The sequence below is a fragment of the Streptomyces naganishii JCM 4654 genome (assembly GCF_014650575.1).
Taxonomy (GTDB): Bacteria; Actinomycetota; Actinomycetes; order Streptomycetales; family Streptomycetaceae; genus Streptomyces; species Streptomyces naganishii.
Genome location: NZ_BMVF01000014.1, coordinates 83,738 through 108,478 on the forward strand (window position 1 = coordinate 83,738; position 24,741 = coordinate 108,478).

Consider the following 24,741-nt stretch of genomic DNA (forward strand, 5'->3'; position numbering starts at 1 on the left):
TCCGGCCATGGTTCGGATTCGTACCACCTGCGCCGGCAGGTCAGTCGCCGGCTCGGTTCTCCGCCCGGTCCCGCAGCACCGCGATGACGTGTTCGCACCACTCGCGGTTGCCCTCTTCGAAGGCCAGCCCGCGCCGGCACGTCAGATACGGGCCGACATGGGCGCCGTGGCGCAGGAACTCCTCCTCCGTGCACTCGCCCCGCATGGTGCGCAGCAGTTTGGCGAAGAGCCCCGCCTTCTCGCGGGCGATGGCGGCCCGCTCGGTGAGCCGCTCGATCAGGGCCCCGGTGTCCACGTGGCCGGCGGCCTGGACCTGGACGAGCAGGTCGTCGCGGATGAAGGAGGGTTTCGCCGCGACGGCGGTGAAGCTCTGCAACTGCGCGAGACCGGCGTCGGTGACGCGGAACAGCCGCTTGTTGGGCCGGTTCTCCTGGACGACCTCGCGGCCCGCGACGAACCCGTCCTCCTCGAGCCGGGTCAGCTCGGCGTAGACCTGCTGGGGCCGGGCGTGCCAGAAGTTGGCCACACCGAGGTCGAACGCCTTCGCCAGTTCGTAACCGCTGAGCTCCCCGTCGAGCAGTGCCGCGAGCACGGCGTGCCGCAGCGCCATGGGATCTCCGCCTCTCCTGTGCCTACCGCCGGTGACGCGCCCCATGATAGTCATGAAAATGACTAGTCAGGATTCTGACTGCTCCCGCCGCCCCCCGCACACCCTTGGAGAGTGCGCATGACCGCCGCAGACCGCTTCCGCGCCGCCGTCGACAGCCGCGACCTCGCCGCACTGGACGACCTGTTCACCGACGACATCCGCCTCTACAGCCCGGTGAAGTTCACGCCCTTCGAGGGCAAGCCGATGGTGCTGGGCCTCTTCCAGGTCCTGCTGCGCACCTTCGAGGACTTCCGCTACCTCGGCCAGTACGCCGGCACCGCGCAGACCAGCGCGGACGGCACCGTGGCGCCCTCGGCGATCCTGGTCTTCCGCGCGAAGGCGGGCGGCAAGGAGATCCACGGGATCGACCTGCTGCACTTCGCCGACGACGGCCGGATCAAGGAGTTCACGGTCATGGTCCGGCCGCGGTCGGCGGTGCACGCGCTCGGCGAGGCCGTGCTGGCCGGCCTGGTCGAGGACGGACTCGTACCGGCACCGGCCGAACGTTGAGGCGGGCAGGACGCGTCCGCCCCTCCCCGCCCCCGGCCGTGCCGCCGCGCGCGGGCCGTGCCGTGCCGCCGCGCGCGGGCCGTGCCATGCCGCCGCGCGCGGAGGGCCTCCAGTAGCCGCGGCCAGACCTCGCTGACCGTGGGGCGGCTCGGCATGCCGCGCACGCACTGGTGGCCGTCCATGGGGAGGTTGCCGCCGGGGTCAGGCCCACGGTGCCTGGCCGGGTGTCCCGCGTGCCGGGCACGCCCCCCAGTGGCGGCGACCGGCTCGTTCGTCCTCGTTCAGCGACCCGGACGGCGACGGCTGGGCGCTCCGGGGGATCGCGGCACGGCTGCCGGGCCGGTGGGGCCGGCCGCACGCTCGTGACCGGCCAGGTGACCGCGTGGGAGCGGACTCACCGCGCGGTCGGCGGGAACAGCGCGAGCTGGTCCTTGACCCAGGGGTCGAACACCGCCGCCCGCTTGGCCAGGGCCGGCTCGAACTCCTCCAGCTGTCCGGCCACCCAGGGGTCGATGTGCTCGTGCGCGGGGTGCCGTGGGGAGGAATGGTGGCTGGTGGCTGCCGGGACGGTCGTGGCTGGGGCGGTCGTGGCAGGGGTGGTCGCCGCCGTGGCGGAGCCGCCCGAGGCGAGCAGCAATCCGCCCGCGGCCACCGCCGGCAGGCCCACGGTCACCAGGCGTCGCATCAGCATCCTCATCGGTCTCTCCTTCCTTCGCATCCCTCACAGCCACCGCAGTGCGACTGAACGGAATGTCCGGTCCGGGCGCCTACCCCACCCCCATGCGCCTCACTCACCTCACTTGCGGTCCGTGTCCGGTTGCGGATCACCGGGCCGCGCCGTGTACTGGGGGCACGGGCCCCGCCCGGGTCACGTCCCGCCGGCCACCGCGCGGAGGAGCGCACGTGTTCCCACTCGGCCCCGCGCCGGAACCCGACGACCGCCCCTTCCGGTCCTCGCGGTTCGTCCTCGTGCCGTGCTGAGCGTTCTGCTCGCCCTGCTCGCGGCGGTCGCGAACGCGCTGGCCTCGGTGCTTCAGCGCAAGGCGGCGCGGGAGCGCCCGGAGAGCGAGAGCCTGAGCCTGACGCTGATCTGGCACCTGCTGCACCGTCCCGTGTGGCTCGCCGGCATCCTCTCGATCATCGCCGGGTTCCTCCTGCAGGCCACGGCGCTCAGCCACGGAGAGCTCTCGGTGGTGCAGCCGGTGCTGGTCATGGAACTGCCGGCGACACTGCTGCTCGCGTCGCTGGTGTTCAAGAGCAGGCTCGGCCTCCGGGAGTGGGGCGCGTCGGCGCTGATGGCCGCCGGGCTGGCCGGGCTGCTGTTCTTCCTCTCCCCCTCCAGCGGCTCCACCACGGACGTGGGCGGTCTGCTCTGGGCGTTCGCGTGCGGGCTCAACGTGGCGGTGGTCGCCGCCCTGGTGGTGTGGGCGATCTTCGTCGGACCCGGCGCGCGGAAAGCGGCGCTGCTGGGGGTGGCGACCGGGTGCACCTTCGGCTTCACGGCCGCCCTGATCAAGGGCCTGACGGTGCAGTTCACGCACGGGTTCGCGGCGCTGTTCACCAGCTGGCAGCTCTACGCCATGATCGTGGCCGGCGCCGGGGCGATGTTCCTGCTCCAGTCCGCGATGCAGGCCGGGCGGCTGCTGGCCACCCAGCCCGGCCTGACGATGGCCGACCCGGTCGTCGCGATCATGTGGGGTGTCTTCGTCTTCGGTGAGGTGGTGCGCGGCGGCGTCTACATCGTCCTGTCGGTCGTGGCGGCGGCCGTCGTGGCCACCGGCGTCATACTCCTGACCCGCTCCCCGCTCCTGACGGACGACAGCGGACAGACGGAGCACGGGGAGCGGCAGCGGGAACAGACCGGGGACGGGGAACAGACCGGGGACGGGGAACCGCAGCGGGAACAGACCGGGGACAGGGAGCGGCTGCGGGGACGGACCGAGCGCGGGCAGAGCGATCAGTGAGGCGGCCCGGAGCGACAAGGACCCGGACGCCGGCGGGAGCATGCTCGGCGGTACGAGGGCGGCTCGACCGGCGCCTGCCTCACCTGGAGGCGTGAGCCCGGCGAGCGCGGTTCACCGGGGCCGGCGGGAGCGGGTCGCTCCGAAGTGGGTCTCGTGCGTCCAGACGTGCGTGCACGCCGGGCACTGCAGGTGCAGCAGGCTGCCGGTGTTCGACAGCAGGTAGCGCCAGTGCCGCGTGCAGCCGCGTCCCTGCTCGCACCGCGCGCAGCCGCTGCGGGCGGCGCAGTTCGGGCAGGCCACCCAGGCGCGGCGGCCGGCGTCGGCCTGCGGGTCAAGCGGCAGCATCGCCGCCGCCTCTGCGCGGGAGCACACCGGCGGCCACCAGCTCGTCGTGGATCCGCTGCTGCTCCGCGCTCAGACCGGAGTACAGCAGGTCGTACGCCTCTTCCTCACCGCGCATCGCCGCCACGGGGTCCCAGTCGGAGCCCAGGGCGGCGAGGACGTGCGTGCGCCGCAGCATCTCGTGCGCGTCCATGTCGATGCTGAAGTCGGCCGGCTGGACCGGTTCACCGGGAGGGACGGGGCCGTGGGAGGACATGCCGTCGAACGTAGGCAGCCCCTGTCCGCCCGGGCAAGGGCAGGTGGGAGAAGTCACAGGTCACGAGGGTGCGGCGCCCGGGGCGCGTGTCAGTGCGCGGTGGAGCAGTCGCGCCAGGCCGCGCTCAGGGCGCGGGGTATCTGCGGGATGCCGGCGCAGCCGTGCGGGCCGGGCGGGAAGCCGTCGCCGGTGACGTAGACCCAGGTGCCGTCCGCGGCGGTACGGAAGTACTTCCTCGTGCTGCCCTCGTCCTGCATGGCCACGAGTTCGTCATAGCCCGCGTCGGCGGTGGGCCGGAACGGGGTGGCCGCGTAGCGCACGGCGCCGCACTGGCCGTAGAAGAACTCTCCCGGCACCGGAACGATGTGGACGAAACGGGGGAAAGCACGCCGGTATGCCGAAGTGACGGCGGCCTTCACCGCGCTGCCGGCGGCCAGGTTGCGGCATCCGGCGGGGACGGCGGGCGGGGGGCTTGACGGTATCCGCGTCGCGGCCCTGTCCGGCTCGGAGGCGGAGGCTGAGGGCGGGCGGACGGAGGGGCTCGCGGAGGACGTCACGGGTGCGGAAGGGGCGGCCGTCGGGGTGGCGGCGGGCGAGGCTGCGGGTGAGGACGCCGAGGAGGCCGTGGCGGAGGGAGCGGAACCGGAGGCGGCCCTATGCTCGTCCTGGCACCCGGCCAACAGCAGTACGCCACCCATGAGCGCCGCGACCGGCACGCCTCTGACACCGGGCATGCGACCTCTCCTCTTCCGCCGCCAAGGACCCGGCCGGCTTCGGCGCGGCCGGGGCGCACGGCGTCCGTGCACTCCGGCCGCCGCGTCACTGCTATGACACCGGGACCCCCTCGGGGGTTGCGCGCCGGCCGGCAAGGACCGGTAACGGTTTCGCATCCCGCACCAGACGCCCCGCCGCCGGCTGCCCCGCCGCCGGCCGCCACTCACCGGCGGGCATCAGCGATCACCGGCGATCGCCTCCCACCCCGACCGCGGCGAGCCACGCCTCCACGGCGCTGCCTATGTCCGTCACCGCCTCGGATCCGTCCGCGGCGTCCGCCCGACCGGGACCGGCCGCCCGACCGGGACCGGGCGCCCGATCGGGACCGGGCGCCCGGCCGTTTCCGCCCGGCGCCCCGGACCTCGTACCGAACACCTCGAACGCGTTCAGCCCCAGCGGGTGGGGGCTCGACAGCCGCCGCGCCGTCATGCGCACCCAGCGCGCCGGCACCGGCCCGGGCAGCTGAATGTCGACCACGCCACCCGTTCCGGCGGCGGTGCGGTACACGCTCCTCCACCCGGAGAGGTCCAGGGAGGTCTCCACGACGAACTCCGCCGCGTAACTCACCTGCTCCGCGCCCCTGTTGGCCTCGCGCTCCCCGGTCCCCCCAGCCGACGCGAGCACCGGGACGCTGCCGTCGGCCCCGAAGACCAACCGGATCCAGTCGACCCGGCAGGGTGCCCGCAGGTCGAGGCAGAAGCTCCGCGGCCGGTGGCCGTCACTCTCCCCCGCGCCGAAGGCGAAGGCGGCCAGCAGCGCGGAGTCGGTGGCGACGGCGAAGCGCCGGGAGGGGCGATACGCGGGACTCGCCTGGTCGGCCATGAGGGAGTCGTCCAATCACGGATCGGCTGTGACAACGTTGTCACATGCTGGTTCGGTCCGCCGCCCCGTGTCAAGCCTCCCGGCGTCAGGAGGGGTTGGTTTCGCGCAGGGCCTCGTGGATGCCCTGGAGCGAGGCGGTCAGAGGCCGTCAGGCGGGCGTGGCCGCCGGGGTCGAGCGGGGCGAATACAAGGCGGGCGCCCAAGTGATCGCCATGTCCGCACAGATCGCCACCGGCCGTGTCACCTGGGCGGAACTGGTCACCCACCGGCGCCGGACACGCCGCAGTCCTGGCCTTCCCGGCCGCCCAGGGGAGGCGGTGACGGCCGTCACCCGGCCGGGCGGCGCCGGATGGCCGGGTCGTGGGAGTGGACGAAGAGTGGGTGCGAGTCCACAGCCGTGCCCCGACCGCGCGCAGCCGCCCGCCCCGAGGGAAGAGATGAGCACCGAGACCGGCACGACCTCCGTGACCGACGGCCTCTCGTCAAAGACCGGCCGGCCCGTGCCGCGGATCCGCCAGGCCGTCCGGTCCGCGCCGGCCGCGTTCATCCTCCCAAGTGGCCTCCGCCGGTTGGCGGAAGTCGTCGAAGCCCTGCGGCGGGCCGGGCCGGCGGTCACGAACGAGCAGCCGGTCCTCGGCACGCTCTACGGACCGTCACGCAGGAGCGGATACCGCCTCGGGAAGCGGTCGACGGCGTCGCATCTGCCGCCGCGGAGCGCACGATCCGGCTCCCACCGCCCGCCCCCGGTCCGGTGACTGCGAGGCGCGCGACAGCCCCTACCCCCGTTCTCGTGGAGGGACAGCATGGAGAAAGCCGGCACAGACATGGAAACAGACATAGAAAAGGGAGGGTCCGGCGCGGGCCGGCGTGGCGGACAGCGGTCGGTGACGCGCCGCCGTGGCCGGCGGGCCCTGCGCCTAGTGAGCACGCTCGTTCTCGTCTTCGCCGCCTGCGGGGTCGCGCCCCACCCGCGGACCACGGCCGTCGCAGGAGCGCCCGCGACGGCGCACATCGTCCTCGACGGTAACTCTCTGACCCTTGAGCAGATGTTCGCCGTACTCGACGCTCCCACGGTCTCCGTGCACCTGGCGCCGCAGGCCCGGGAGCGGATGCGGCGGAACCGCGCGCAGGCGCTCGGCGCCCTGCGGTCCGGTCAACGCGTCTACGGGTGGAACCAGGCACTGGGCCCCTTGAAGGACCGTGCGCTCACCCCGGACGAGCAACTCCGGTTCCAGCGCAACATCCTGCTGTCCAACGCGGCGGGGGTCGGACCCGTCTTCCCGCCGCAGGTGGCCCGGCTCGCGCTGGTCATCCGCGCGAACCAGATGGCCCGGGCCCGGATGGGCGTGCGTCCTCAACTCGCCGAGAGAATGCTCGACCTGGTGAACGCCGGCGTCACTCCCGAGATGCCGCAGATCGGGTCACTGGGCATCGGCGACCTCCAGCCGATGGCGGAGGCCGGCCTGGTCGCCTTGGGCGAGGCCGCTCCGGCCCGGTTCAAGGGCGAGGTGGCCCCGGCGTCGCGGCTGCTGCCGCGGGCGGGTCTGGCGCCCTCCTTCACGCTCGAACAGGGAGAGGCCCTTCCGGTCATCAGCGGGAGCGCGGTCGTCGCCGCCTCCTTCGCCTACGCGGTCGAGCGCGCGGAGCGGCTGGCGGACCTCTCCGAGGGCGGCGTCGCCCTGTTCATGGACGCCACCCGCGCCGAGAAGCAGGCCCTGGACGCCCGTACCCACGAGGAGCGCCGGATTCCCGGTGAGATCGACGTGGCGGCCCGGCTGCGTGCGCTCGTCGCGGGCAGCGGATGGATGACCGACGCGGGGCGCCGCCGGCTCGGGGAGACCCACGACCGTGTGCAGGACGCCGTCTCCGTGCGCGCCGCGCCGCACATCCTCGGCGCGCTGCGCGAGACGCTCGGCGACGAGCGCCGGATCCTCGAACGCGAGGTGAACTCCTCCACGAGCAATCCCCTGGTGTTCCCGCGGCCCGGTGGCGGCGACGAGTTCGTCACGGGCGGGAACTACGACGCCGACCTGATGGCGCACGAGATCGACAGGGTGAACGGCAACATCGCCGACGTGGGCGTGCTGTTCGAGCAGTTGTCGGCCCGGCTCATGTCGCCGGCGTGGAGCTACGGCCTGCCCGCGAACCTCGCCGGGGGCCGCGTGGGCCTGAACTCCGGCATGGTGCAGGTGCAGACGGTCGCCACCGCGCTCGTACCGGAGATGCAGGTGCGGGCCTACCCGGCGAGTGTGCTGTCGAGGCCGGCGAAGGCCGGTCAGGAGGACCACAACACCATGGCCATGGCCTCCGTCCGCGACCTCCACGACAACCTCGACCGCATGGACACCGTCCTCGCGGTGCAGATGCTGATGTCGGCGCAGGGCATCGACCTGATCCGCGCCCGCATGAACGGACTCCCCCTGGGATCGGGCACGACGGTCATCCGGCGGGAGATCCGCCGTCACATCCCTCCCCTCGGGGACGACCGCTGGATGTCCCCCGACCTGGAGGAAATGATCCGGTTGGTGAAGGGACACGCGCTTCTCGACACCGTCCACGGGGCGGAACCGGCGGCACTGCGTTCGGCGGCGTGAGCATCCGCGGGTCACGGAAGCCGACAGCACCGGACGCCCGTGCACCCGCGGCCCGCCGTCCGCGAAACCGAGGTCAGCCCGCCTTACGACCGGACAGGCCCTCGCCGACATCCTCATGAGTCTGGGCGAGGAAGGGCAGCAGCCGGGCGGTGAGTTCGGCCGGCGCGTCCAGCGCGATGAGGTGCGCGGCGTCGGCGAACTCGACGAGTTCGGCGTCCGGTATGGCGGCGGCGTAACGCCGGGCGATGTCCCGGAAGTCGGGGACGTCGAGCGCGCCCGTGCCGACCAGGGTGGGGACGCGGACGGCGGCGGGGTCGCCGCTCGCCGTGCCCCGGGAGTGCCGGGCCACGACGTCCTGGTTCACCAGCGAGGTGCGCATCGGTTCGCGCACGAGGGCGGCCGACTCGGCGCCGACGTCCTCCCAGTCGCGGGCCGGGCCGCGCAGCCACATGTCCAGGTTCACGCGGACGGCGGCGTCCAGGTCGCCCGCGGCCAGGGCCGCCGTCTCCGCCTCGTCGTAGGCGACCATGTCGGCGGACCAGTCGTAGCCGGGCCACGGCGGGGCGAGCAGTGCCAGGCAGCGCACCCGTTCCGGATGGGCGAGGGTGAAGTCCAGGGCCACGCGGCCGCCCCAGGAGGCGCCGACGAGCCCGACCCGGGGGTGGCCGAGGTGGTCCAGGAGGCGGCGCAGGTCGTCGGTATCGCTGAACGGGCCGGACGGCGGGGCGGAGCGGCCGAAGCCGCGCAGGTCGTAGCGGATGACGGTGTGCCGTTCCGCGAGGGCGGGCGCGACGGCGTCCCACATGCGGTGGTCGGCGACTCCCGCGTGCACGAGTACCACGGGTGGGCCGTCGCCGGAGACGACGTAGGAGAGGTGGCCGAGATCGTCGGCGAGTGAGAGCATCCGCGGATCCTCTCAGACCCGCGGCTCACGCGCCTGCCAATAAGCAGCTCAGGCGCCGTGCATCAAGCAGTGCGGCCGGTCAGCCAGCCCCGGCGGGCGCGGTTCCCGCCAGGCGGGAGCCCGCGGGGGTGCGCCGGTAGAGGACCGCTCGTCCGGAGCGGGCGCGGGTGACCAGGCCGGCCCGGTGCAGGACGCCCAGGTGGTAGGAGACCGTGGCCGGGCTGAGGAAGTGGCGCTCGGCGAGCTGGGCGGTGGAGGCGGGGCTGCCGAGCGCGGTGAGCAGCCCGGCGCGCGTGGGGCCGAGCAGCCGGGCCAGTTCGGCGGACGCGGACGCCGGGGCGGTCGCCGGGTGGCGTACGGGATAGGCGACCATGGGCGGCCGCCGTCCGCCGCGCACCGGGTCCACGGCCACGCCGGGCCGGGCCGCCACCAGGGAGGGCACCACGATCACCAGGGGCACGGAACGCTCCATGGTGAACCGGCTGTCGATGCGCAGGGTGCCGTCGGACCACGCGATGCCCGGATGCAGGGTGTTGAAGAGACCGGCCGCGCCGCGCCTGGCCAGCACGCCCGCGCAGCGGTCCACCTCCGACTCCAGCGCGGCCCGGGCCGCCTCCCAGTGCGGCGCGAAGGCCAGGTCCCAGTAGCGCCGTAACTCCTCGGCGGCCTGCCGGGCGACGTACCCACCGCCCCTGTCCATCGACTGCCGTACGTCCGCAGGGAGTTCCGCGCCCGACAGCCCCACGCAGGGATGCCCGGCGCGCAGTGCCTCGAGTTCGCCCAGGACGCGCTCGGGCGGGGTGTCGCGGACCCGCTCCAGTTCCTCCTCGACGGTGGGCGAGGGACCGGACGGGTGCGGGCTGAGGAAGTCGGGGACGTAGCCGCCGTGGTCCAGGGCCAGCGCGGACAGCAGCGGAAGCCGTGCCCGGCGCAGCACCCGACGGGCGCGCGCGACCCACGGATCGGCGTGCGTGGCGGGACGCAGTCCCCAGGGCAGGAGGGTCGCGGCCACCTCGTGCAGGGGCGAGACCGCGAAGCGGGAGCGGGCCAACCCCGTGGCGTCCACGGTGAGTTCGATCATTGCCCTCCCTTTGCCGCCACCCCCGCGTTCCTTCGAACGTGCTCGAATCGTCGCACGGATGCTCGCCCCGGCACGCCTCCTCGGCGCAGCCTGGTGCCGACCAGGAGACGGACGCGGACACAGGGGAAACAGGGGTGCGGGGTATGCCTGAGGTGTGGGGGCTGCGGGGGGTACCGGGGATCCGGCGGCTGCGGGGGGCTCCGGGCACGCCTGGTGCGCCGGCGCGCCGGTGGGGGCGCGGGCGGCGGACACCCGCGGTGCTGGGCGCGGTCGCGGTGACCGCCGCCGGCGCGCTGGCGGTGGCGGGGACGACCCCGTCCGTGGCGCAGGGCCGGGCGGCCGCCGCGCCGGCGGTGGCGAGCGGGGGGCTTGCCGGCGCCGCGGCCTGCCCCGGCCTGGACGGCTTCACCTGCGCGACCCTGAACGTCCCGCTGGACCACTCCGGCCGCACTCCGGGCCGGCTGGGCCTGAAGGTCGCCATGGCGGACAACGTGCGCGCGCCCAAGGGTGTGCTGCTCTTCCTCACGGGCGGACCCGGGCAGCCGGGGGTGCCGTTCGTGGCGCGGCTGAGCCAGAAGCTGGCTCCGGTGCTGAAGGACTACCGCCTGGTCATGGTCGACCAGCGCGGCACCGGCGGCACCGCCCTGCAATGCCCGCGGTTGCAGCAGGAGATGGGCTCCTCCGACCTCACCCCGCCCACCGCGCGGGCGGTCACGGACTGCGCGGCGGCCATCGGCGGCGACCGCCGTTTCTACGGCACCACGGATACGGTCGCCGACCTGGACCTGCTGCGCCGGGCGCTGGGCGTGCGCAGGATGACGCTGGACGGCGTGTCGTACGGCACGTACACCGCCGAGCGGTACGCGCTGGCGCACCCGGGGCACGTGGCGCGGCTCGTGCTGGACTCGGTGGTGCCGCAGACCGGGTACGACCCGATGGACCGGGCCGCGATGCGGGCGGCGCCGCGCGTGCTGACGGCGGCCTGCCGGGCGACCGGCTGCACCACCGACCCGGCGGCGGACCTGGCCGAGGTGGTCGACCGGTACCGCAACGGCGCGGACGTGCTGGACGCGCTGACGACCTGGGAGTTCGTGGACCCGGACTACGCCGCGGTGATCGACGCGCTGCACAAGGCGGCGAACGGCGACCCCGGTCCGCTGCGCGGCCTGATCGCGGGCGTACGGCAGGGCGGCGCGGCCACGGCGGAGGAGCTGAGCCAGGGGCTGCACGCCTCCACGCTGTGCCTGGACGGGCGCTACCCGTGGGGCCGGGCCGACGCCCCGGTGGCCGGGCGGCGTACCGCGCTGGAGAAGGCGGGCGCGCGGCTGACGCCGGCCGACTACGGCCCCTTCGACGCGGCCACGGCGACGGGCCTCGGCTCGATGCTCAGCTGCCTGTACTGGCCGCGCACCCCGGTACAGCCGCTGCCGTCGACGCACCGCGGGCTGCCGGGCGTACCGGTGCTGCTGCTCGGCGGGGACCGGGACCTGTCGACACCGCTGGAATGGCTCTACGACCAGAAGAGGCTGACCCCCCGGGCCAAGGTCGTCATCGTGCCGGGGGCCGCGCACTCGGTGCAGAACAGGGCGGCCGACGACAAGGGCCGCCGGGCGGTGTTCGACTTCCTGCTCGGGCGCTGAGAAGGTGCACGACTTCCTGCTCGGACGTTGAGAACCGGACACTCCTGCCGAGGCGGCTCAGAAACCGCTCAAGTCCCTTGTTCCGTAAGCTCGCCGAGTCCGAACATGGCCGTATGTTCGGACTCGGCAAGCGCACGGAACTCAACGTCCTGGTCCTGCGGGACGCGGACGTCATCGCCGCCGGGGTGCGGTCGGCACTCGCCGAGGCCGTCCCCGGGGAGCGGCCCGGCCTCGAGCGGGCGGCCGCACTCATCGAGCGGGCGTTCACCGTCCCCGACGCGGACCTGCGCGCCCGGTGGGTCCACGAGCGTCTCGCCCGGGCCGGTCACGAGGGCCCCGCCGACTCCGTGGAGGCGATCAGGACGCTGCGCCAGGCCGAGCCCGGTCTGAGCCTGCGCGCGGCCGTCCAGCTGTCGAAGGACGCGGCGGCCTACCGGCCCTGAGCCCGTGGATCCCCCGGAGCCCTCACGCCCTCGGCCCCGGTTCGGTTCCGTGACATGCCTCACACGCTCTGTGCGATCTAGGGGTGCCGGATAGTAGACACGGTCCGGGCGGCATATGAGACATGTCCGGCTTGATATGTGCTCGTCCCTCCCCGCGCGCGCCCGCCCCACGGAGGTCCGGCCGTCTCCCCCACTCGGCCAACCTGCGGCGGCCCTGACGAACCGACAGGCGCGCACCCGAGACCCCGGAAGCCGGCCAGCACGCCCATGGACGGCTGACAAGGGCCTGCCCCGTCTACGAAGCAAGGTAGTGGCAGAGCCCTTTGCGCTCCGTGCGGGAGGGTTTCAACAATGGCGGCCCACAGGACATCGCCACGAGCCACAGGCGCGGCCGGCGCCGGCGCGCGGCGGTCACCGAGTGAGGTCACGCATGGGCAAGCACCGTAAGAACCAGCACTACCGGCGGATGGTCGTCGCCGCGTTCTCCGTGAGCGCGGTGGCGATACCCTCCGTCGCCCTGGCCTGCACCGACTGGCAGGACAGCGGCGGCGACCGCACCCGGAGCGCCGCCACGGCGGCCGAGGTGACGACGGCGGGGTGGAAGAACGCCGGCCCCGGCGTGCGGCAGCAGCACACCTGGCGCAAGGGCCACCGGCACCATCCCCGGCACCACGACGGCACCGGGCACGCCGGGGCGGCCGCGTCCGCCGCGCCCACCACACCCGCCGCGCCCGCCGCCACGGCGACCGCGTCCCAGCCGGCCGGCGCCGCCTCGAGCGCCCCCCAGCCGGGCACGCACAAGCCCGGCGCGCCGAGGACGAGCACCGGCGCCACGGCGCCCGCCACGCACAAGCCGGCCACGCCCGGGCCCGTCACCACCCGACCTGGCACTCCGGCCACCGGTACGCCGGCGCCCACCGTCACCGCGTCCGCCCCGGCGAGCACCCCGCCCGCCGCCACCACCGCGTCGGGTGTCGTGGCCCGCATCGTCCAGCTCGTCAACGCCGAGCGCGCCAAGGTGGGTTGCTCGCCCCTGACCCTGAACGCGGACCTGGGCAAGACCGCCCAGGCGCACAGCGACGACATGGCCGCCCACCAGAACATGTCGCACACCGGCTCCGACGGCTCCTCGCCGGGCGACCGCATCACGAGCGCCGGCTACTCCTGGAGCAGCTACGGCGAGAACGTCGCCTACGGCTACTCGACCCCCGAGCAGGTCATGGCGGCCTGGATGGCGAGCCCGGGCCACAAGGCCAACATCCTCAATTGCGGTTTCCAGGAGATCGGCGTCGGACTCGCGGAGCCCGGCGACTACTGGACGCAGGATTTCGGGACGGCCCGCTGAAACGGAATAATTGATTGTTCTTTGGCAGCGCGTGAAGTGCGCTGTCGGCCAATACGCGGTGGGCTCGCAGCCCTGTCATGACGACAGGGCTGCGAGCCCGTTCCGCCTCGCCGTCCGGGACACCGCCGGTCAGGACGTCACGCACGCGTCACAGGCCTCCGTACGTCTGCACAGTTCCTCATCCGTCACCAGTCGGCTGTCGGCCATATGCCCTTGTGTCGACCGGCAATCGAGCGCTGTCCGGCTCTTGTCGCCGCCAATTCCCGCTGGCTAGGCTCCGGCTCACTTTCACGCTTCACACACAGTTTCGGCACATTCGTTCGTTCGCCGTGATCCTTTGCCTGTGATCCGTTGCTTGTGGTCCGTTGCTTGTGGTCCGTTGCTTGTGATCGACGACCTGTGATCCATGACCTGTGATCCGTGATCCGTCGCCCGGGGGGGGTGGGGAAGATCGACACGTCTGCGATGCGACAGCGCGCCGAGGATCCGGAAATCCCCTCCCCGGCCGTCGCCGGCCCCTCCCGTGGGCGGACCGATCTGGCGATCCTCTGGGGGGTCAACGCGGTCGACGGGCTCGGCAGCCAGGCCTCCGGGGTGGTGTTCCCGCTGCTCCTCCTCGGGCTCGGCCACTCCCCCGGCACGGCCGGCACGCTCGCCGCGTCGGTCGCGCTCGCCGGGGTGGTCCTCGGGCCGCTCGTCGCCGTGCCGGCCGACCGGGGGCGGCGGCGCCGCATCATGACGGGCTCGGCGGCGCTGGCGGCCCTGGGCACGGGGCTGCTCGCGCTGGCCTGCCTCGGCCGCCCCGCGTTGTGGGTAGTGGTGTCCCTGGCCCTGCTGGAGCGGCTGTGCTCCGTCGCGTACGAGGCGGCTTCGCGCGGGGCCCTGGTCCACCTGGCCGACGTGGACGAACTGCCCCGCGCCGCAGCCGGACTCCAGGCCGGGGACCAGGCGGCGCTCGTCCTGGGCCCCGCGCTGGGCGGCGCGCTCTTCCAACTCGCCCGGCCGCTGCCCTTCCTGGCCGACGCGATCTCGTACACTGCGGCGGCCGTGGGCGTACGGGCCATCCGTACGCCTCTCGACACGCCCCGCGAGGACGGGCCGGGGGCGGGGCACGGCGCCACCCGGCGCTCGCGGGCCGGCGCCGCGCTGCATGCCCAGCCCGCCGCCGTCCGGGCCGGGCTGGGCGTGGTCGCCGGCTCGCCGGTGCTGCGCCTGGTCCTGGTGTGGACGTCGGCCGCCGGTGGCACGCTGACTCTGCTGTTCTACACCGCCCTGTTCGAACTGGGCGGGGGCGGGCGAACAGCCGCGACGGGCCTCGTGCTCGCGGCCTCGGGGGCGGCCGGGCTGGTGGGCGCGCTGGGGGCGCCCACCGTGGTCCGGCGGCTGGGCGCCGCGCGTGTGCTGACGTCGGCCGCCTGGGCGCTGCCGGTGCCGTGCGGTGCGCTGTGGTGGGCGGGCGGCGCCTGGGGCTGGGGGGCGGCTTTCGCCGGGCTGTCACTGGTCCTGCCGCTGGTCACCGTCGTCCTGTCGAGCGTCGCCGTCGCCTGCACACCCCCCTCCCTGCAGTCGCGCGTCGGCTCCGTGCTCGGCTCGGTCGCCGCGCTCACCGCGGCCGGCGCCCCGGCGGCGGCCGGGCTGCTCGTCACGGTGTGGAGCGCCCGGGCGCCCGTGCTGCTGTGCACCGCGCTCTTCGCCGTACTGGCCCTCTACACGCAGGTCCGGGCCCGCCGAGTGGTGCGTGCCGCCGGGGGCGCTCCGGGGACGGGAGACGGCGATGAGTAGTGAGTCCTTCCGGGTCTTCCTCGGTGTGCTGCCGGACGTGTGCCCGGGCGACGAGCGGCGGATGGTGTTCACCGCGGACGCCGGGGGCCGGTGCGAGGTCTTCGCGTGGGACGCGCGGGCGCGCACGGCCCGGCAGGTCACCGACCGGCCCGGCGGCACGGCGCACTGCGCGATCGACGCGGACGCGTACGTGTGGTGGTTCGAGGAGGACGCGCGGGGGCGGGGGCTGTGGTGGTACCAGCCCTTCGACGGCGGGCCGGGCGGGCCGGGCCTGCCGGGTGCGCCGGAGGGGCTGCCGCGCGGGCTGGCGGTCACGGCCGGCGGCACGGTAGCCGCGGCCGTCGCGCCCGCGCCGGGGACGACGCGCGTCCTCGTGGGGCGACGCGGCCACGCCCCGCGTACGGTGCTCACCGCCTCGAGGGACCTCCACCTGGCCGGAGTCACCCCGGAGGGCGACCTGCTGGCGCTGGCCGCCTCACCCGCCGACGACGCGGCCGTCACCGTGCTCACCGCCGCCGGGGCCGTCGCCGCGACCCTGCGGCCACCGGCCGGGGCGCCGGGCCGAGGGGGCGGGGGCGCCGGCGGGATGTGGTGCCGTGGCTTCTCCCCGCTGCCCGGGCGGCGCGAACTGCTGCTGGTCCAGGAACTGGAGGACGGCTACGCCCTCGCCACCTGGACCCCGGGCGGCGGACTGGTCACCCACCGCTGGTGCCCGTTCGACACCGAGATCACCGCGCGCTGGTACCCCGGCTCACGCGAGGTGCTGGTGCGCCAGGACCGGCACGGGCGCTCGCTGCTCCACCGGGTCGCCCCGGACACCCGTACCCGCCGGATCGTCCCCACGCCCCCGGGCACCCTGCTCGACGCCGCGCCCCGTCCCGGCGGCGGCCTGCACTATCTCTGGACGGACACCGTCCACCCACCCGTCCCGCGCTCCACGGACGGCACCGACTTGCCCTCGCCCGGCCCATTGCCCCAAGTGCCCGGACGAAAGGCCGAGTTGTGGACACCGACGCCCGAGGGTCCCGTGCACACCCTCCTCACCCTGCCGCGCACCGGCACGCCCGCGTCCGGCTCCGCACACGCACGCGGCTCCGCCCCGCCACCGGCCGTCTTCCTGGTGCACGGCGGCCCCGCCGATCAGGACCGGGACGCCTACGACGCCACCGTGCACTCGCTCGTGGCCTCGGGCTACGCGGTGGCGCGCGTCAACTACCGCGGTTCCACGGGCTACGGCCCCCGCTGGCGGCGCGCCCTGGGCAGCGGCGTCGGGCACACCCAGGTGGACGACCTCGCCGCCGTGCGCGCCGACCTCGTACGCCGGCGCCTCATCGACGGGCGGGCCGTCGCGCTGTGGGGGGTGTCCTGGGGCGGATACCTGGTGCTGCTCGCCCTCGGTACGCGGCCCGGGCTGTGGCGGGCGGGCGTCGCGGTCAAGCCGGTCGCCGACTGGGTCACCGCGCACCGGACGACCACCCCGGCACTGCGCGCCCTGGACGTCAGGTGGTTCGGCGGCACGCCCGAACAGGTGCCGGAACGTTACGCCTCGAGCTCGCCGCTGACCTACGCGGCCCACGTGAGCGCACCCCTGCTGGTGGTCGGCGCCGACCAGGACGTCAAATGCCCGCCGGAGCAGATCCGCCGCTATGCCGACGCTCTGCGCCGGGCGGGCGTGCCGCACGAGGAGATGTGGCTCGACACCGGGCACGACGGATACGACGGCGCCGCGCACGTGGCCGTGCTGCGCCGCGCCCTGGCCTTCCTCGGCGGGCACCTGCCCGCGCCGGCACCGGCCGGCCCCACGCGTCCCCCGGCACGACCGGGTGGACCCCGGCCCCGCTGAAGCGGTGCGAGCGCGCAGCGGGACCGGGACACGCACAGCACCACCCCGCTCGACCTACACAGGGAAACGAGAAGGAGGACACCGTGCAGAAGGACATCATCCACAACGACCCGCTCGCGGGCGACGAGGAGAACCGCAAGCCGGGCATCGGCATCACCATCACCATCCCGTTCCGCAACGCCGACGAGGGCGCCGACGAGGAGGAGTGAGCCACGGCCCGGCCGGCCCGCCGAGTGCGGGCCGGCCGGGCCCCGTTCACACGTCCTCTCCCACCCGTCCCCCACCGCCCGCCCGTGCGCAAGGAGACCACCGTGCGCGTTCTTCTGGTCAACATGCCCTGGTCGCCGATCGATCTGCCCTCCCTCGCCCTCGGCATCCTCAAACGCAGCGTCGACGAACGCGTGCCGGACGCGACGTGCGACGTGCTGCACGCCAACCTGGAGTTCACCGACTGGATCACCGGCCGCACCGGGTTCACCGCCGAGGACTACGACTACTACGCCCTGTCGTCCTACTTCCTCGGCTGCGGCGACTGGGTGTTCTCCTCCGCCCTCTACGACGATCCCGCGTGGAAGGACGCCGAGTTCACCGAGGCGATGAGCGGCAGGCTGCGCCGCTCGCGGATGCGCATGACCCGTGAACTGCACGGTGTCGTGCCGGACTTCGTGGCCGAGGTGGCCCGCCGGGTGGTGGAACTCGGGCCCGACGTCGTCGGGTTCACCTCGACCTTCCAGCAGAACACGGCCGCGCTCGCCGCCGCGCGGCACGTCAAGCGGCTCGCCCCGCACATCGTGACCGTCATGGGCGGGGCCAACTGCGACGCCGAGCAGGGCGCCGCCGTCCACCGCAACTTCGGCTTCGTCGACTACGTGGTGCGCGGCGAGGGCGAGGCCGCCTTCCCCCAGCTGCTCAACGCGCTGCGGGAGGGCGATCGGACCGCGGTGGCCTCGGTGCCGGGCCTGTGCCACCGGGCGGCGGACGGCACGCACACCGCCAACCCGATGCCCAGCGGTCCGCTGCCGCCGGCCGCGATCCTGCCCCCGGACTACAGCGGCTACTTCGAGCGGCTGGCCGCCTCGGTGGCCCGCAACTGGGTGGAGCCGAAACTGGTCGTCGAGGGGGCGCGCGGCTGCTGGTGGGGCGAGAAGCACCACTGCACCTTCTGCGGGCTGAACGGCTCGTTCATGGAGTTCCGCAGCAAGAGCCCGGACACCTTCTACCGGGAGATCATGGACCTGGCCGAGCGGCACCGGGTGCTGGACATGTACGTCGTGGACAACATCCTCGACATGCGCTACCTGTCCACGGTGCTGCCCCGCATCATCGACAGCGGCCACGACCTGCGCATGCACATCGAGATCAAGGCCAACATGCGCCGCCCGCAGCTGAAGGTCCTCGCGGACGCGGGACTCATCTACGTCCAGCCCGGTATCGAGAGCCTCAACAGCCGTGTCCTGGACCTGATGGACAAGGGGGTGAGCGGCTGCCAGAACGTCCGCATGCTCCGCGACGCGGCGGAGACGGGCCTGTCGGTGTCCTGGAACTACCTGCACGGCTTCCCCGGCGAGAGCGCGGAGGACTACGAGCCCGTGATCCGCCAGCTCCCGGCCCTGGAGCACCTCAACCCGCCCGTCGACCTGTCGGCCCGCATCGCCATCGAGCGGTTCAGCCCCTACTTCAACCGCCCCGAACTGGGCTTCACCGGGCTGCGGCCCGAGGAGCACTACCTGTTCACCTACGACCTGCCCGAGGCCGAACTCCACGACCTGGCCTACGTGTTCCAGGCCCCCGAGCGCGGCATCACCGAAGAGACGGTGACCCGGCTCAACGACGGCATCGCGGCCTGGAAGAAGCACCACACCGACGCCCGTCTCACCCACACCGACCTCGGCGACCGGATCGTACTGGTCAGCAGGCGGCGCTCCTTCGAGTGGCGGACGCTGGAACTGACCGGGCCGCTGCGGACGGCGCTCTTCCGGCTGCTGGACCAGCCGCACACCGCCGCCGCGCTGCACCGCAAGATCGCCGGGGGCACGCCGCCCGCGGAGCCGGCACCCGAACTGCGCGACGTCGAGGACCTGTTGGAGCGGTGGGTCGCCCTGGGCGTGGTGTTCACGGACGCGGGCCAGTACGTGCACATCGCGCCGGCCGCCGTGAACCAGGACCTGCTGCGCCTGGACCACATGCGCCACGCGCACGCCCGCCCCGAGTCCGGCCGGGCGAGCGCCGGTTCCGTCCCCGGCGCCCCGGCCGAGCCGGCGCCCGCCCTGTCCTGAACCACCGCCACCCCGGAAAGGACCGCGCATGACAGCCACCGCACCGGACCTCGCACCGCGCCCGGCACCACGCCTCGTCCTGCGCGCCTGGCGCGACCACGACCCCGAGGCCCGCCGGCTGCCGGGCATGTCCCTGGGCACCCTCCCCGTGACTGCCGAGAACGGCGGCGTCGCCGGCCTGTGGGCGATGGGGATGCGCCACGCCGAACTGGACGCGCCCGTCGACCTGGGCGCCGCCGGGAGCGCCGCGCAGCGGGCCGCGCTCGACCGGCTGCGCCTGGTGCGCGACCTGACCGCGCACGCCGTCTGGGCCGACTGGGACCTCCGGCTGCCGCCCGAGCGGGCCGAACACCAGTGGAAGGTGCTCTCCCACCTGCATCCGCCGCGCACGCTCACCGGCCCCGAGGACGCCGAGGAGGCCCTGCACGCCTGGCGGACCCGCCACTACCTGTGCAAGCTCGTGTGGCGCCAGGGGCCGGGCTTCGTGCAGATCCGCGACCGCCGCTGGGGCGACCTGCGCCGCTTCACCGCGGACGAGCCCCGCTTCCTCGACGCCATCGCCCGCCTGGACACCGGCGCCCACCACGCCGACGTACCCGAAGAGGTGCTGCGGGAGTTCACCGACGAGCACCTCGTGCTGCGTCTGGGCGACCTGGCCTGGTGGCTGCCCTACCGGGTCTCCCGCTGGCTCCAGGAGGCCATGGCCGTGTGACCGCGGGCACCCCCGCACCACAGCGGCGTCGCGGACACCCGTGCCCCGCCCGGGCAGCCACCGGATGACGCAGGTGCGCGCCGTCTCGCGTCCTTCGAGCGGGTCTCCTCGTTCTAGGCCATGCGTTGCGAGGCCGCCGCGTCGGGGTGGAGGTCGTCCAGAGTCAGCGGGCGGGTGGGGGCGTCGGGGAGCACGACCCGGTGGGTGGTGTGCAACTCGGCGTCGACGTGCAGGAGTTCGCCGGGTTCCATGAGGCGCCAGTCCGGGTTGTCGTCCATCCGCTCGCTGGCGACCACCACCGAGGGCAGGTTCGCGAGGTGGGCGGAGTGGACGCGCAGGTGCCCGTGGCTGCCGCTGTGGTCGAGGTGCCGGTCGCCGTGGCGGCCGCCCGCCGGCCGCGACAGGACGTACAGCTCGTGGGTGGCGGGGTAGCGCAGGGCCCACAGTTCGCCGGGCGTGGTGAGGACGACGTTGAGGGCGTAGAGGGGCAGGTTCCGCGCGGTCCAGCGGGCCGCGCTCTCGAGGCCGGCCGCCACGTCGCCGCCGTTTCGCCGGATCTCCCGGGTGACGAGGGCGAAGAACCGCTCGGAGTCGGTGTCGCCCTTCACCAGGGAGAGGTCGGCGCCGAGGTGGGCCTCGAGCCGGGCGAGGTCCTCGATGACGCCGTTGTGGGCGAGGAGACGGCCGTCCTGCTCGAAGGGGTGGGTGTTGCGGCTGGACAGCCCGCCGGTGGAGGCGAAGCGGATGTGCGCGAGGAAGGTCTCCGACTCGACCTCCCGGGCCGTCTCGGCGAACGCCCGGTCCTCGTACGCGGCGATCGGTGCCTTGTGCACCCGCGCCGTGCCGTCCTCGTCGAAGTAGCCGAGGCCGGTGCCGTCGGGGTTGCGGTGGCTCTGCCGGCTGAGGCTGTCGGGGGCGTCCAGCAGCCAGACGGTGGCGTGGGTGCGCCGGGGGGCGCTGCTCAGGCCGAACAGGCGGCACATGGTTTCCTCCGGGAGCTTCGCGGGGTGGGACGCTGTCTCCGGGCCGGGACACCGGTCAGGGTACGAGGTGCGGGCCCGGCTCGGGGTCGCGGCGGGCGCCGCGCCTACGGGGCCGCGTGCGCCGTGCCGGCCGCGGGTGGCGTGGGTGGGCGGCCGTACCGTCGCGCGGCGGCCCGCAGCAGGAAGGACCTCCCCTCGTCGGGCACGGTCCACAGTCGCCGGCCGCGCACACCCCACCGCTCCAGCAGGGCGTTGGCCGCGAGGAGGCCGGAGGTGGCGGCGCGTTCCATGAGGGCCACGGGCAGGCCGGTGCGGACCAGGTCGCCGGCGACGACGATCCGGGGGTCGGGGGTGCGGACGGTGGGGCGGTGGGCGTATCCGCCGACCGCGAAGAGCGGGCAGTCGGCCCGCCACTCGTGGTGCGCGGACACGGTCCGGGCGGTGCGGGTCTCCGGGTAGACCTGGTGGAGGTGGTCCAGCAGGCGCTTCTCCTCGACGTCGTGGGCCGCGTCGCCGGTCAGGGCGTAGGCGTGGAGTTCGACGACCTCGCCGCCGGTGCGGGCGGCCCAGCGGGCCGCCTCGCCCTCCCAGCGGGAGACCACGCTGACGTTGTCGAGGGAGCCGTAGCCGCTGGTGCCGAGGAAGCCGGGGCGGTGGGCGGCGACCGGGCGGTCCAGCCACAGCCGGGACACCAGGAACGGCGGCGCGGTCTCCAGCCGGGCGACCTGCGCGCGCCACGCGCTGTCGCACAGGCGCGGGGAGGCCTGCGCCAGGGCGCGCAGTCCGCCGGTGTCCAGGGCGAGCACGGCCGCGTCGTGGCGCCGCGCGCCCTCGCCCGTCACGACGCGGCAGCCGCCGGACGGATCGGGGTGCACCGCCTCGACGGGGGTCGACGTGCACAGTTCCGCCCGAAGGCCCGTCAGGTACCGGGCGAGGGGGTCCCACAGCGCCTGCGGGTACGGCTCGTCCGGGACGTCGAAGAGCAGGCCCTCGCTGGAGCCGAGGAAGTAGATGTGGAACATCAGCGCCATCTCGGCCGCCGACAGCCGGCGCGGGTCGGCGAAGAAGCTGCGGGAGAACACCTCGAAGGCGAGGTGGCGGGCGGCGGCCGGGAATCCGATGGCAGCGAGGAAGTCGTGGGCGCTGACGTGGTCCAGGCGCGCGTGGACCTCCCGCGTGGAGACGTCGAGCAGGGGCAGGGCCGCCACGGGGTCCATCGCCCACAGGTCGCGCAGGCGGAAGGTGGGGCTCAGGGCGGCGAAGGCCAGGGCGCTCCAGGGCGGCGTGCGCGGCACGTGCCGGAAGCTGTCGCACAGGCCGCTGCTGTGCCGCAGGGGGTAGTCGGGCAGCGGGGTGAGCCGTTCCAGGCCGGGGTCGGTGCGGCGCAGCAGGCCGCGCAGGTTGTAGTACTGGCGGAAGAAGGCGTGGAAGCCCCGGCTCATGGTGGCGGGCGTGCCGTCGGCCAGCGTGACGGGCCGGCCGGCGACCCGGCCGCCGAGGTGCGGCTCACGCTCGTACAGCGTCACGCCCACTCCCCGTTCGGCCAGTGCGGTGGCGGCCGAGAGTCCGGCGATGCCGCCGCCGATCACCGCGACGGTGGGCGGCTCGCCCTCGATCCGGGGGCGGCCGGGCAGGGGGTGGATGACGCGGGCGCGCCGGTCGCGCCCGTGCCGCCGTGCGGCGCGTGTGCGGGCGTCGCCTGTCCGGGGCCGGTTCATCGCGTGCCTCCGGGCTCGTACGGGGGGCGGCGGGCGAGGAAGGTGTGGGTGACACCGGTCTGCCAGCCGGGCAGGGGCAGGACGCGGACCCGGTCGAACCCGGCGCGGCGCAGCCGCCCGGCGAAGGCCCGCGCGGTGTCGAACTCCGTGACGCTGCGCCGCAGATGGCGGTAGAGGTCCCGGTCGCCGGTGAGGGTGCCCAGCGGCAGGACGACGCCCGCGCACACGGCGTTCCACACCGCGCGGTCGCGGCGGCGGCCGCCGAGGCAGTAGTCGTGCACCGCGAGCCGCCCGCCCGGTACGAGCAGCGGGCGCACCGCGCGCAGGACGGCGTCGGGGTCGGTGACGTTGCGGACCAGGTAGGCGGCGAACACGGCGTCGTAGGGGCCGGCGGCCTCTTCGGGGACGTCCCGTGCGGTGGTGAGGTCCTCGGCGGTGGCGTGGACGAACGAAACGCCGGGCGGCCAGCGTTTGGCGCGGGCCCGCTCCAGCATGCCCGGCGAGGCGTCGACGCCGACGACACGCGCCTTGGGCAGTACGGAGACGAGCGCGGCCGTGGAGGCGCCCGTGCCGCAGCCGAGGTCGAGCACGCGCAGGCCCGCACCCCCGTCCGGAAGGCCGAGGCGGCGGGCGGAGCGGCGCAGGTGGGCGTGGTATCCGGGGTTGAGGGCGACCAGGCGGTCGTAGGCGCGGGCGCCGTGGTCGAAGGCGGCGGCGAGTTCCGCGTCGCGCAGCAGGGTCGTCATCGGCGGGCTCCTGGGATGGTTCCGGTGTGCGGGAGGGGCAGGTCCGGGCGGCGCGGGCGGTGTTCAGGCCCGGGTGTGCGGGCGGCGGGGCAGCCAGGGGAGTTCGGCCGCCGTCCGCAGCATGGGCAGCACGGGGGTGCGCAGGCCGACGGCGACGTCCTCGTGCAGTCGGGTGCGGCCGTCGAGGAAGCGCAGCAGACGCGGCGGCGGTACGCGCGTGAACAGACGGTGGAAGAAGTCGGCGCCGTCGATCCGCCCGGTGGCCAGGGCGCGCAGCAGCACCGCGTCCATCGCGCGGGCCCGGGCGGGGTGCGCGGGCGGTGGCAGCGGGCGGCGGCCCGTGCGCACGAGGCGGGTGATCGCGTCGGCCTGGCGCTGGATGGCGGCGAAGGTGTAGCCGGTGGCGGGCCGGGTCGCCCCGCCGGCGGCGCCGATGCGGAACACCGCCGGGGAGCTCAGCCGGGCGAAGCGGCCGTCGGTCATGGGGATCACCCCGCACTCCGACGCCAGCACCCGCACCGGGCCGAGGCCGAGAACGCGCCGCGTGTAGTGGTCGAGGGCCGCGTCGTAGGCGTCCTGGGTCAAGGGCGCGGGACCGAACTCGGTGTACTCGACCAGGGCGGTGTGCCGGCTGGTCGGCAGGACGTACCCGAAGGAGAGTCCGCGGGCGGGCCGCGGGGTGCGGAAGTCCATGAGGTCGACGACGGCGGGGTCGAACGCGGGCCGCTCCGTGCGCAGGAACCAGCCCTTGAAGTGCTGCGACAGGTGGGTGCGGGCGCGGGGCAGCGCGCGCGGCGGGCGGGAGTCGAAGACCCAGCGGGCCCGCACCTGGAGCGGTGCCCCGTGCACGTCGGCCGCGCGGACCCGCGCGGTGCCGTCCGGGAGGGTGACGATGTCGTCGACGGTGGCCTCCGCCCGGCGCACGTTCGGACGGTCGGTCAGATCGCGGCCGACCAGCGCCTCGAAGTCGTCCGAGCGGATCATCTTGTAGCGCATCGGGGCGATGTGCCGCCGGGCGCTCGCGCCGTGCCGGTCCGTGGTCCGCAGCCACGTCCAGGAGGCGCTCACGGCGGCGTCGTAGGGGCCGGTGCCCGCCTCCCAGTAGCACCAGGTGCGGCGGGGCGGGCGCAGGGGGCCGGGCGGCGGCTCGATCAGCAGGACGGAGGGGGCGGGGCGCGCCGGGGAGCCGGCGGCCGACAGGCGGTGCGCCAGCGACAGCCCGGCCGCCCCGGCGCCGACGATCACGACGTCCGCTGCGCTCATGGCCCTCCTGTCCGGCTCGTCGGGAGTGTCGGCGCGTCGCCCGCCCGGCGCCGGTGCGCGGCCCGCGCCGGGCGGTTTCCGGGAAGCATTCCGC

At 74.5% G+C, this 24,741-nt stretch carries 23 protein-coding genes; 11 read left to right on the plus strand and 12 right to left on the minus strand.

All coding sequences use genetic code 11. The features are described from left to right. Positions 1 to 40: 40 nt before the first annotated feature. Entirely contained in the window at positions 41 to 610 is a 570-nt protein-coding gene (locus tag IE217_RS24185) for a PadR family transcriptional regulator (protein ID WP_190180030.1), read from the minus strand. A gap of 117 nt (positions 611 to 727) precedes the next feature. Here IE217_RS24185 and IE217_RS24190 point away from each other — a divergent pair, with 117 nt between their 5' ends. Then, positions 728 to 1,159 (plus strand): nuclear transport factor 2 family protein, encoded by a 432-nt coding sequence (locus tag IE217_RS24190; RefSeq protein ID WP_190180031.1) that lies wholly within the window; start codon positions 728 to 730, stop codon positions 1,157 to 1,159. A gap of 394 nt (positions 1,160 to 1,553) precedes the next feature. On the opposite strand, the gene IE217_RS24195 is transcribed toward IE217_RS24190, so the two are convergent. Next, positions 1,554 to 1,856 carry a hypothetical protein gene (locus IE217_RS24195; protein WP_190180032.1) on the minus strand — a complete coding sequence of 101 codons (303 nt, stop codon included), beginning with the start codon at positions 1,854 to 1,856 and terminating at the stop codon, positions 1,554 to 1,556. Positions 1,857 to 2,133: 277 nt separating this feature from the next. On the opposite strand from IE217_RS24195, the gene IE217_RS24200 reads away from it, so the two are divergent. Further along, a complete protein-coding gene (locus tag IE217_RS24200; RefSeq protein WP_190180033.1) occupies positions 2,134 to 3,123 on the plus strand; it encodes a DMT family transporter in 990 nt (329 codons plus the stop codon). A 111-nt stretch (positions 3,124 to 3,234) separates the two neighbouring features. Here the strand turns inward: IE217_RS24200 and IE217_RS24205 are convergent, their stop codons facing one another. The 4 genes from IE217_RS24205 to IE217_RS24220 form a co-directional block, all read right to left on the minus strand. Further along, a complete protein-coding gene (locus IE217_RS24205; protein WP_190180034.1) occupies positions 3,235 to 3,468 on the minus strand; it encodes a hypothetical protein in 234 nt (77 codons plus the stop codon). After that, positions 3,455 to 3,721 (minus strand): DUF6400 family protein, encoded by a 267-nt coding sequence (locus IE217_RS24210; protein WP_190180035.1) that lies wholly within the window; start codon positions 3,719 to 3,721, stop codon positions 3,455 to 3,457. Before IE217_RS24210 ends, IE217_RS24205 begins: the two co-directional genes overlap by 14 nt. An 89-nt stretch (positions 3,722 to 3,810) precedes the next feature. Then, a complete protein-coding gene (locus IE217_RS24215) occupies positions 3,811 to 4,077 on the minus strand; it encodes a hypothetical protein (protein WP_190180036.1) in 267 nt (88 codons plus the stop codon). Between the two features lie 601 nt (positions 4,078 to 4,678). Beyond that, positions 4,679 to 5,332, minus strand: coding sequence for a discoidin/SUN/FTP domain-containing protein (locus IE217_RS24220; RefSeq protein WP_190180037.1), 654 nt, complete (start codon positions 5,330 to 5,332; stop codon positions 4,679 to 4,681). A 905-nt stretch (positions 5,333 to 6,237) separates the two neighbouring features. On the opposite strand from IE217_RS24220, the gene IE217_RS24225 reads away from it, so the two are divergent. Continuing rightward, positions 6,238 to 7,911: an HAL/PAL/TAL family ammonia-lyase gene (locus tag IE217_RS24225; protein ID WP_229865568.1), complete on the plus strand. Its 1,674-nt coding sequence runs from the start codon at positions 6,238 to 6,240 to the stop codon at positions 7,909 to 7,911. Between the two features lie 73 nt (positions 7,912 to 7,984). Here the strand turns inward: IE217_RS24225 and IE217_RS24230 are convergent, their stop codons facing one another. Together IE217_RS24230 and IE217_RS24235 are read right to left on the minus strand one after the other, a co-directional pair. After that, positions 7,985 to 8,815 (minus strand): alpha/beta fold hydrolase, encoded by an 831-nt coding sequence (locus IE217_RS24230; RefSeq protein ID WP_190180039.1) that lies wholly within the window; start codon positions 8,813 to 8,815, stop codon positions 7,985 to 7,987. A 79-nt stretch (positions 8,816 to 8,894) separates the two neighbouring features. Continuing rightward, entirely contained in the window at positions 8,895 to 9,896 is a 1,002-nt protein-coding gene (locus IE217_RS24235; RefSeq protein WP_190180040.1) for an ArsR/SmtB family transcription factor, read from the minus strand. Between the two features lie 257 nt (positions 9,897 to 10,153). On the opposite strand from IE217_RS24235, the gene IE217_RS24240 reads away from it, so the two are divergent. From IE217_RS24240 to IE217_RS24270, 8 genes are all read left to right on the plus strand, one after another. Then, complete coding sequence (locus tag IE217_RS24240; RefSeq protein ID WP_229865569.1) at positions 10,154 to 11,536, plus strand: alpha/beta fold hydrolase; 1,383 nt, start codon at positions 10,154 to 10,156, stop codon at positions 11,534 to 11,536. Positions 11,537 to 11,649: 113 nt separating this feature from the next. Beyond that, positions 11,650 to 11,979, plus strand: coding sequence for a hypothetical protein (locus IE217_RS24245; protein ID WP_190180042.1), 330 nt, complete (start codon positions 11,650 to 11,652; stop codon positions 11,977 to 11,979). Between the two features lie 430 nt (positions 11,980 to 12,409). Beyond that, positions 12,410 to 13,324, plus strand: a complete 915-nt coding sequence (locus tag IE217_RS24250) for a CAP domain-containing protein (RefSeq protein ID WP_190180043.1) — start codon at positions 12,410 to 12,412, stop codon at positions 13,322 to 13,324. A gap of 465 nt (positions 13,325 to 13,789) precedes the next feature. Continuing rightward, positions 13,790 to 15,106, plus strand: coding sequence for an MFS transporter (locus tag IE217_RS24255; protein ID WP_229865570.1), 1,317 nt, complete (start codon positions 13,790 to 13,792; stop codon positions 15,104 to 15,106). Next, positions 15,099 to 16,949, plus strand: coding sequence for an alpha/beta hydrolase family protein (locus tag IE217_RS24260; RefSeq protein WP_190180044.1), 1,851 nt, complete (start codon positions 15,099 to 15,101; stop codon positions 16,947 to 16,949). The genes IE217_RS24255 and IE217_RS24260 overlap by 8 nt, the downstream gene beginning before the upstream one ends. A gap of 83 nt (positions 16,950 to 17,032) precedes the next feature. Next, a complete protein-coding gene (locus tag IE217_RS35120; protein ID WP_268249170.1) occupies positions 17,033 to 17,158 on the plus strand; it encodes a hypothetical protein in 126 nt (41 codons plus the stop codon). 102 nt (positions 17,159 to 17,260) lie between these two features. Then, positions 17,261 to 19,225: a RiPP maturation radical SAM C-methyltransferase gene (locus IE217_RS24265; RefSeq protein WP_190180045.1), complete on the plus strand. Its 1,965-nt coding sequence runs from the start codon at positions 17,261 to 17,263 to the stop codon at positions 19,223 to 19,225. 28 nt (positions 19,226 to 19,253) lie between these two features. Beyond that, positions 19,254 to 19,937 carry a DUF5825 family protein gene (locus IE217_RS24270; RefSeq protein WP_190180046.1) on the plus strand — a complete coding sequence of 228 codons (684 nt, stop codon included), beginning with the start codon at positions 19,254 to 19,256 and terminating at the stop codon, positions 19,935 to 19,937. A gap of 113 nt (positions 19,938 to 20,050) precedes the next feature. Here the strand turns inward: IE217_RS24270 and IE217_RS24275 are convergent, their stop codons facing one another. The 4 genes from IE217_RS24275 to IE217_RS24290 form a co-directional block, all read right to left on the minus strand. Continuing rightward, positions 20,051 to 20,920: a class II glutamine amidotransferase gene (locus IE217_RS24275; protein WP_190180047.1), complete on the minus strand. Its 870-nt coding sequence runs from the start codon at positions 20,918 to 20,920 to the stop codon at positions 20,051 to 20,053. A 104-nt stretch (positions 20,921 to 21,024) separates the two neighbouring features. Next, a complete protein-coding gene (locus IE217_RS24280) occupies positions 21,025 to 22,638 on the minus strand; it encodes an FAD-dependent oxidoreductase (RefSeq protein WP_190180048.1) in 1,614 nt (537 codons plus the stop codon). Next, positions 22,635 to 23,384, minus strand: coding sequence for a class I SAM-dependent methyltransferase (locus IE217_RS24285; RefSeq protein WP_190180049.1), 750 nt, complete (start codon positions 23,382 to 23,384; stop codon positions 22,635 to 22,637). The genes IE217_RS24280 and IE217_RS24285 overlap by 4 nt, the downstream gene beginning before the upstream one ends. 63 nt (positions 23,385 to 23,447) lie before the next feature. Next, positions 23,448 to 24,647, minus strand: coding sequence for a lycopene cyclase family protein (locus IE217_RS24290; protein WP_190180050.1), 1,200 nt, complete (start codon positions 24,645 to 24,647; stop codon positions 23,448 to 23,450). Positions 24,648 to 24,741: the final 94 nt, after the last annotated feature.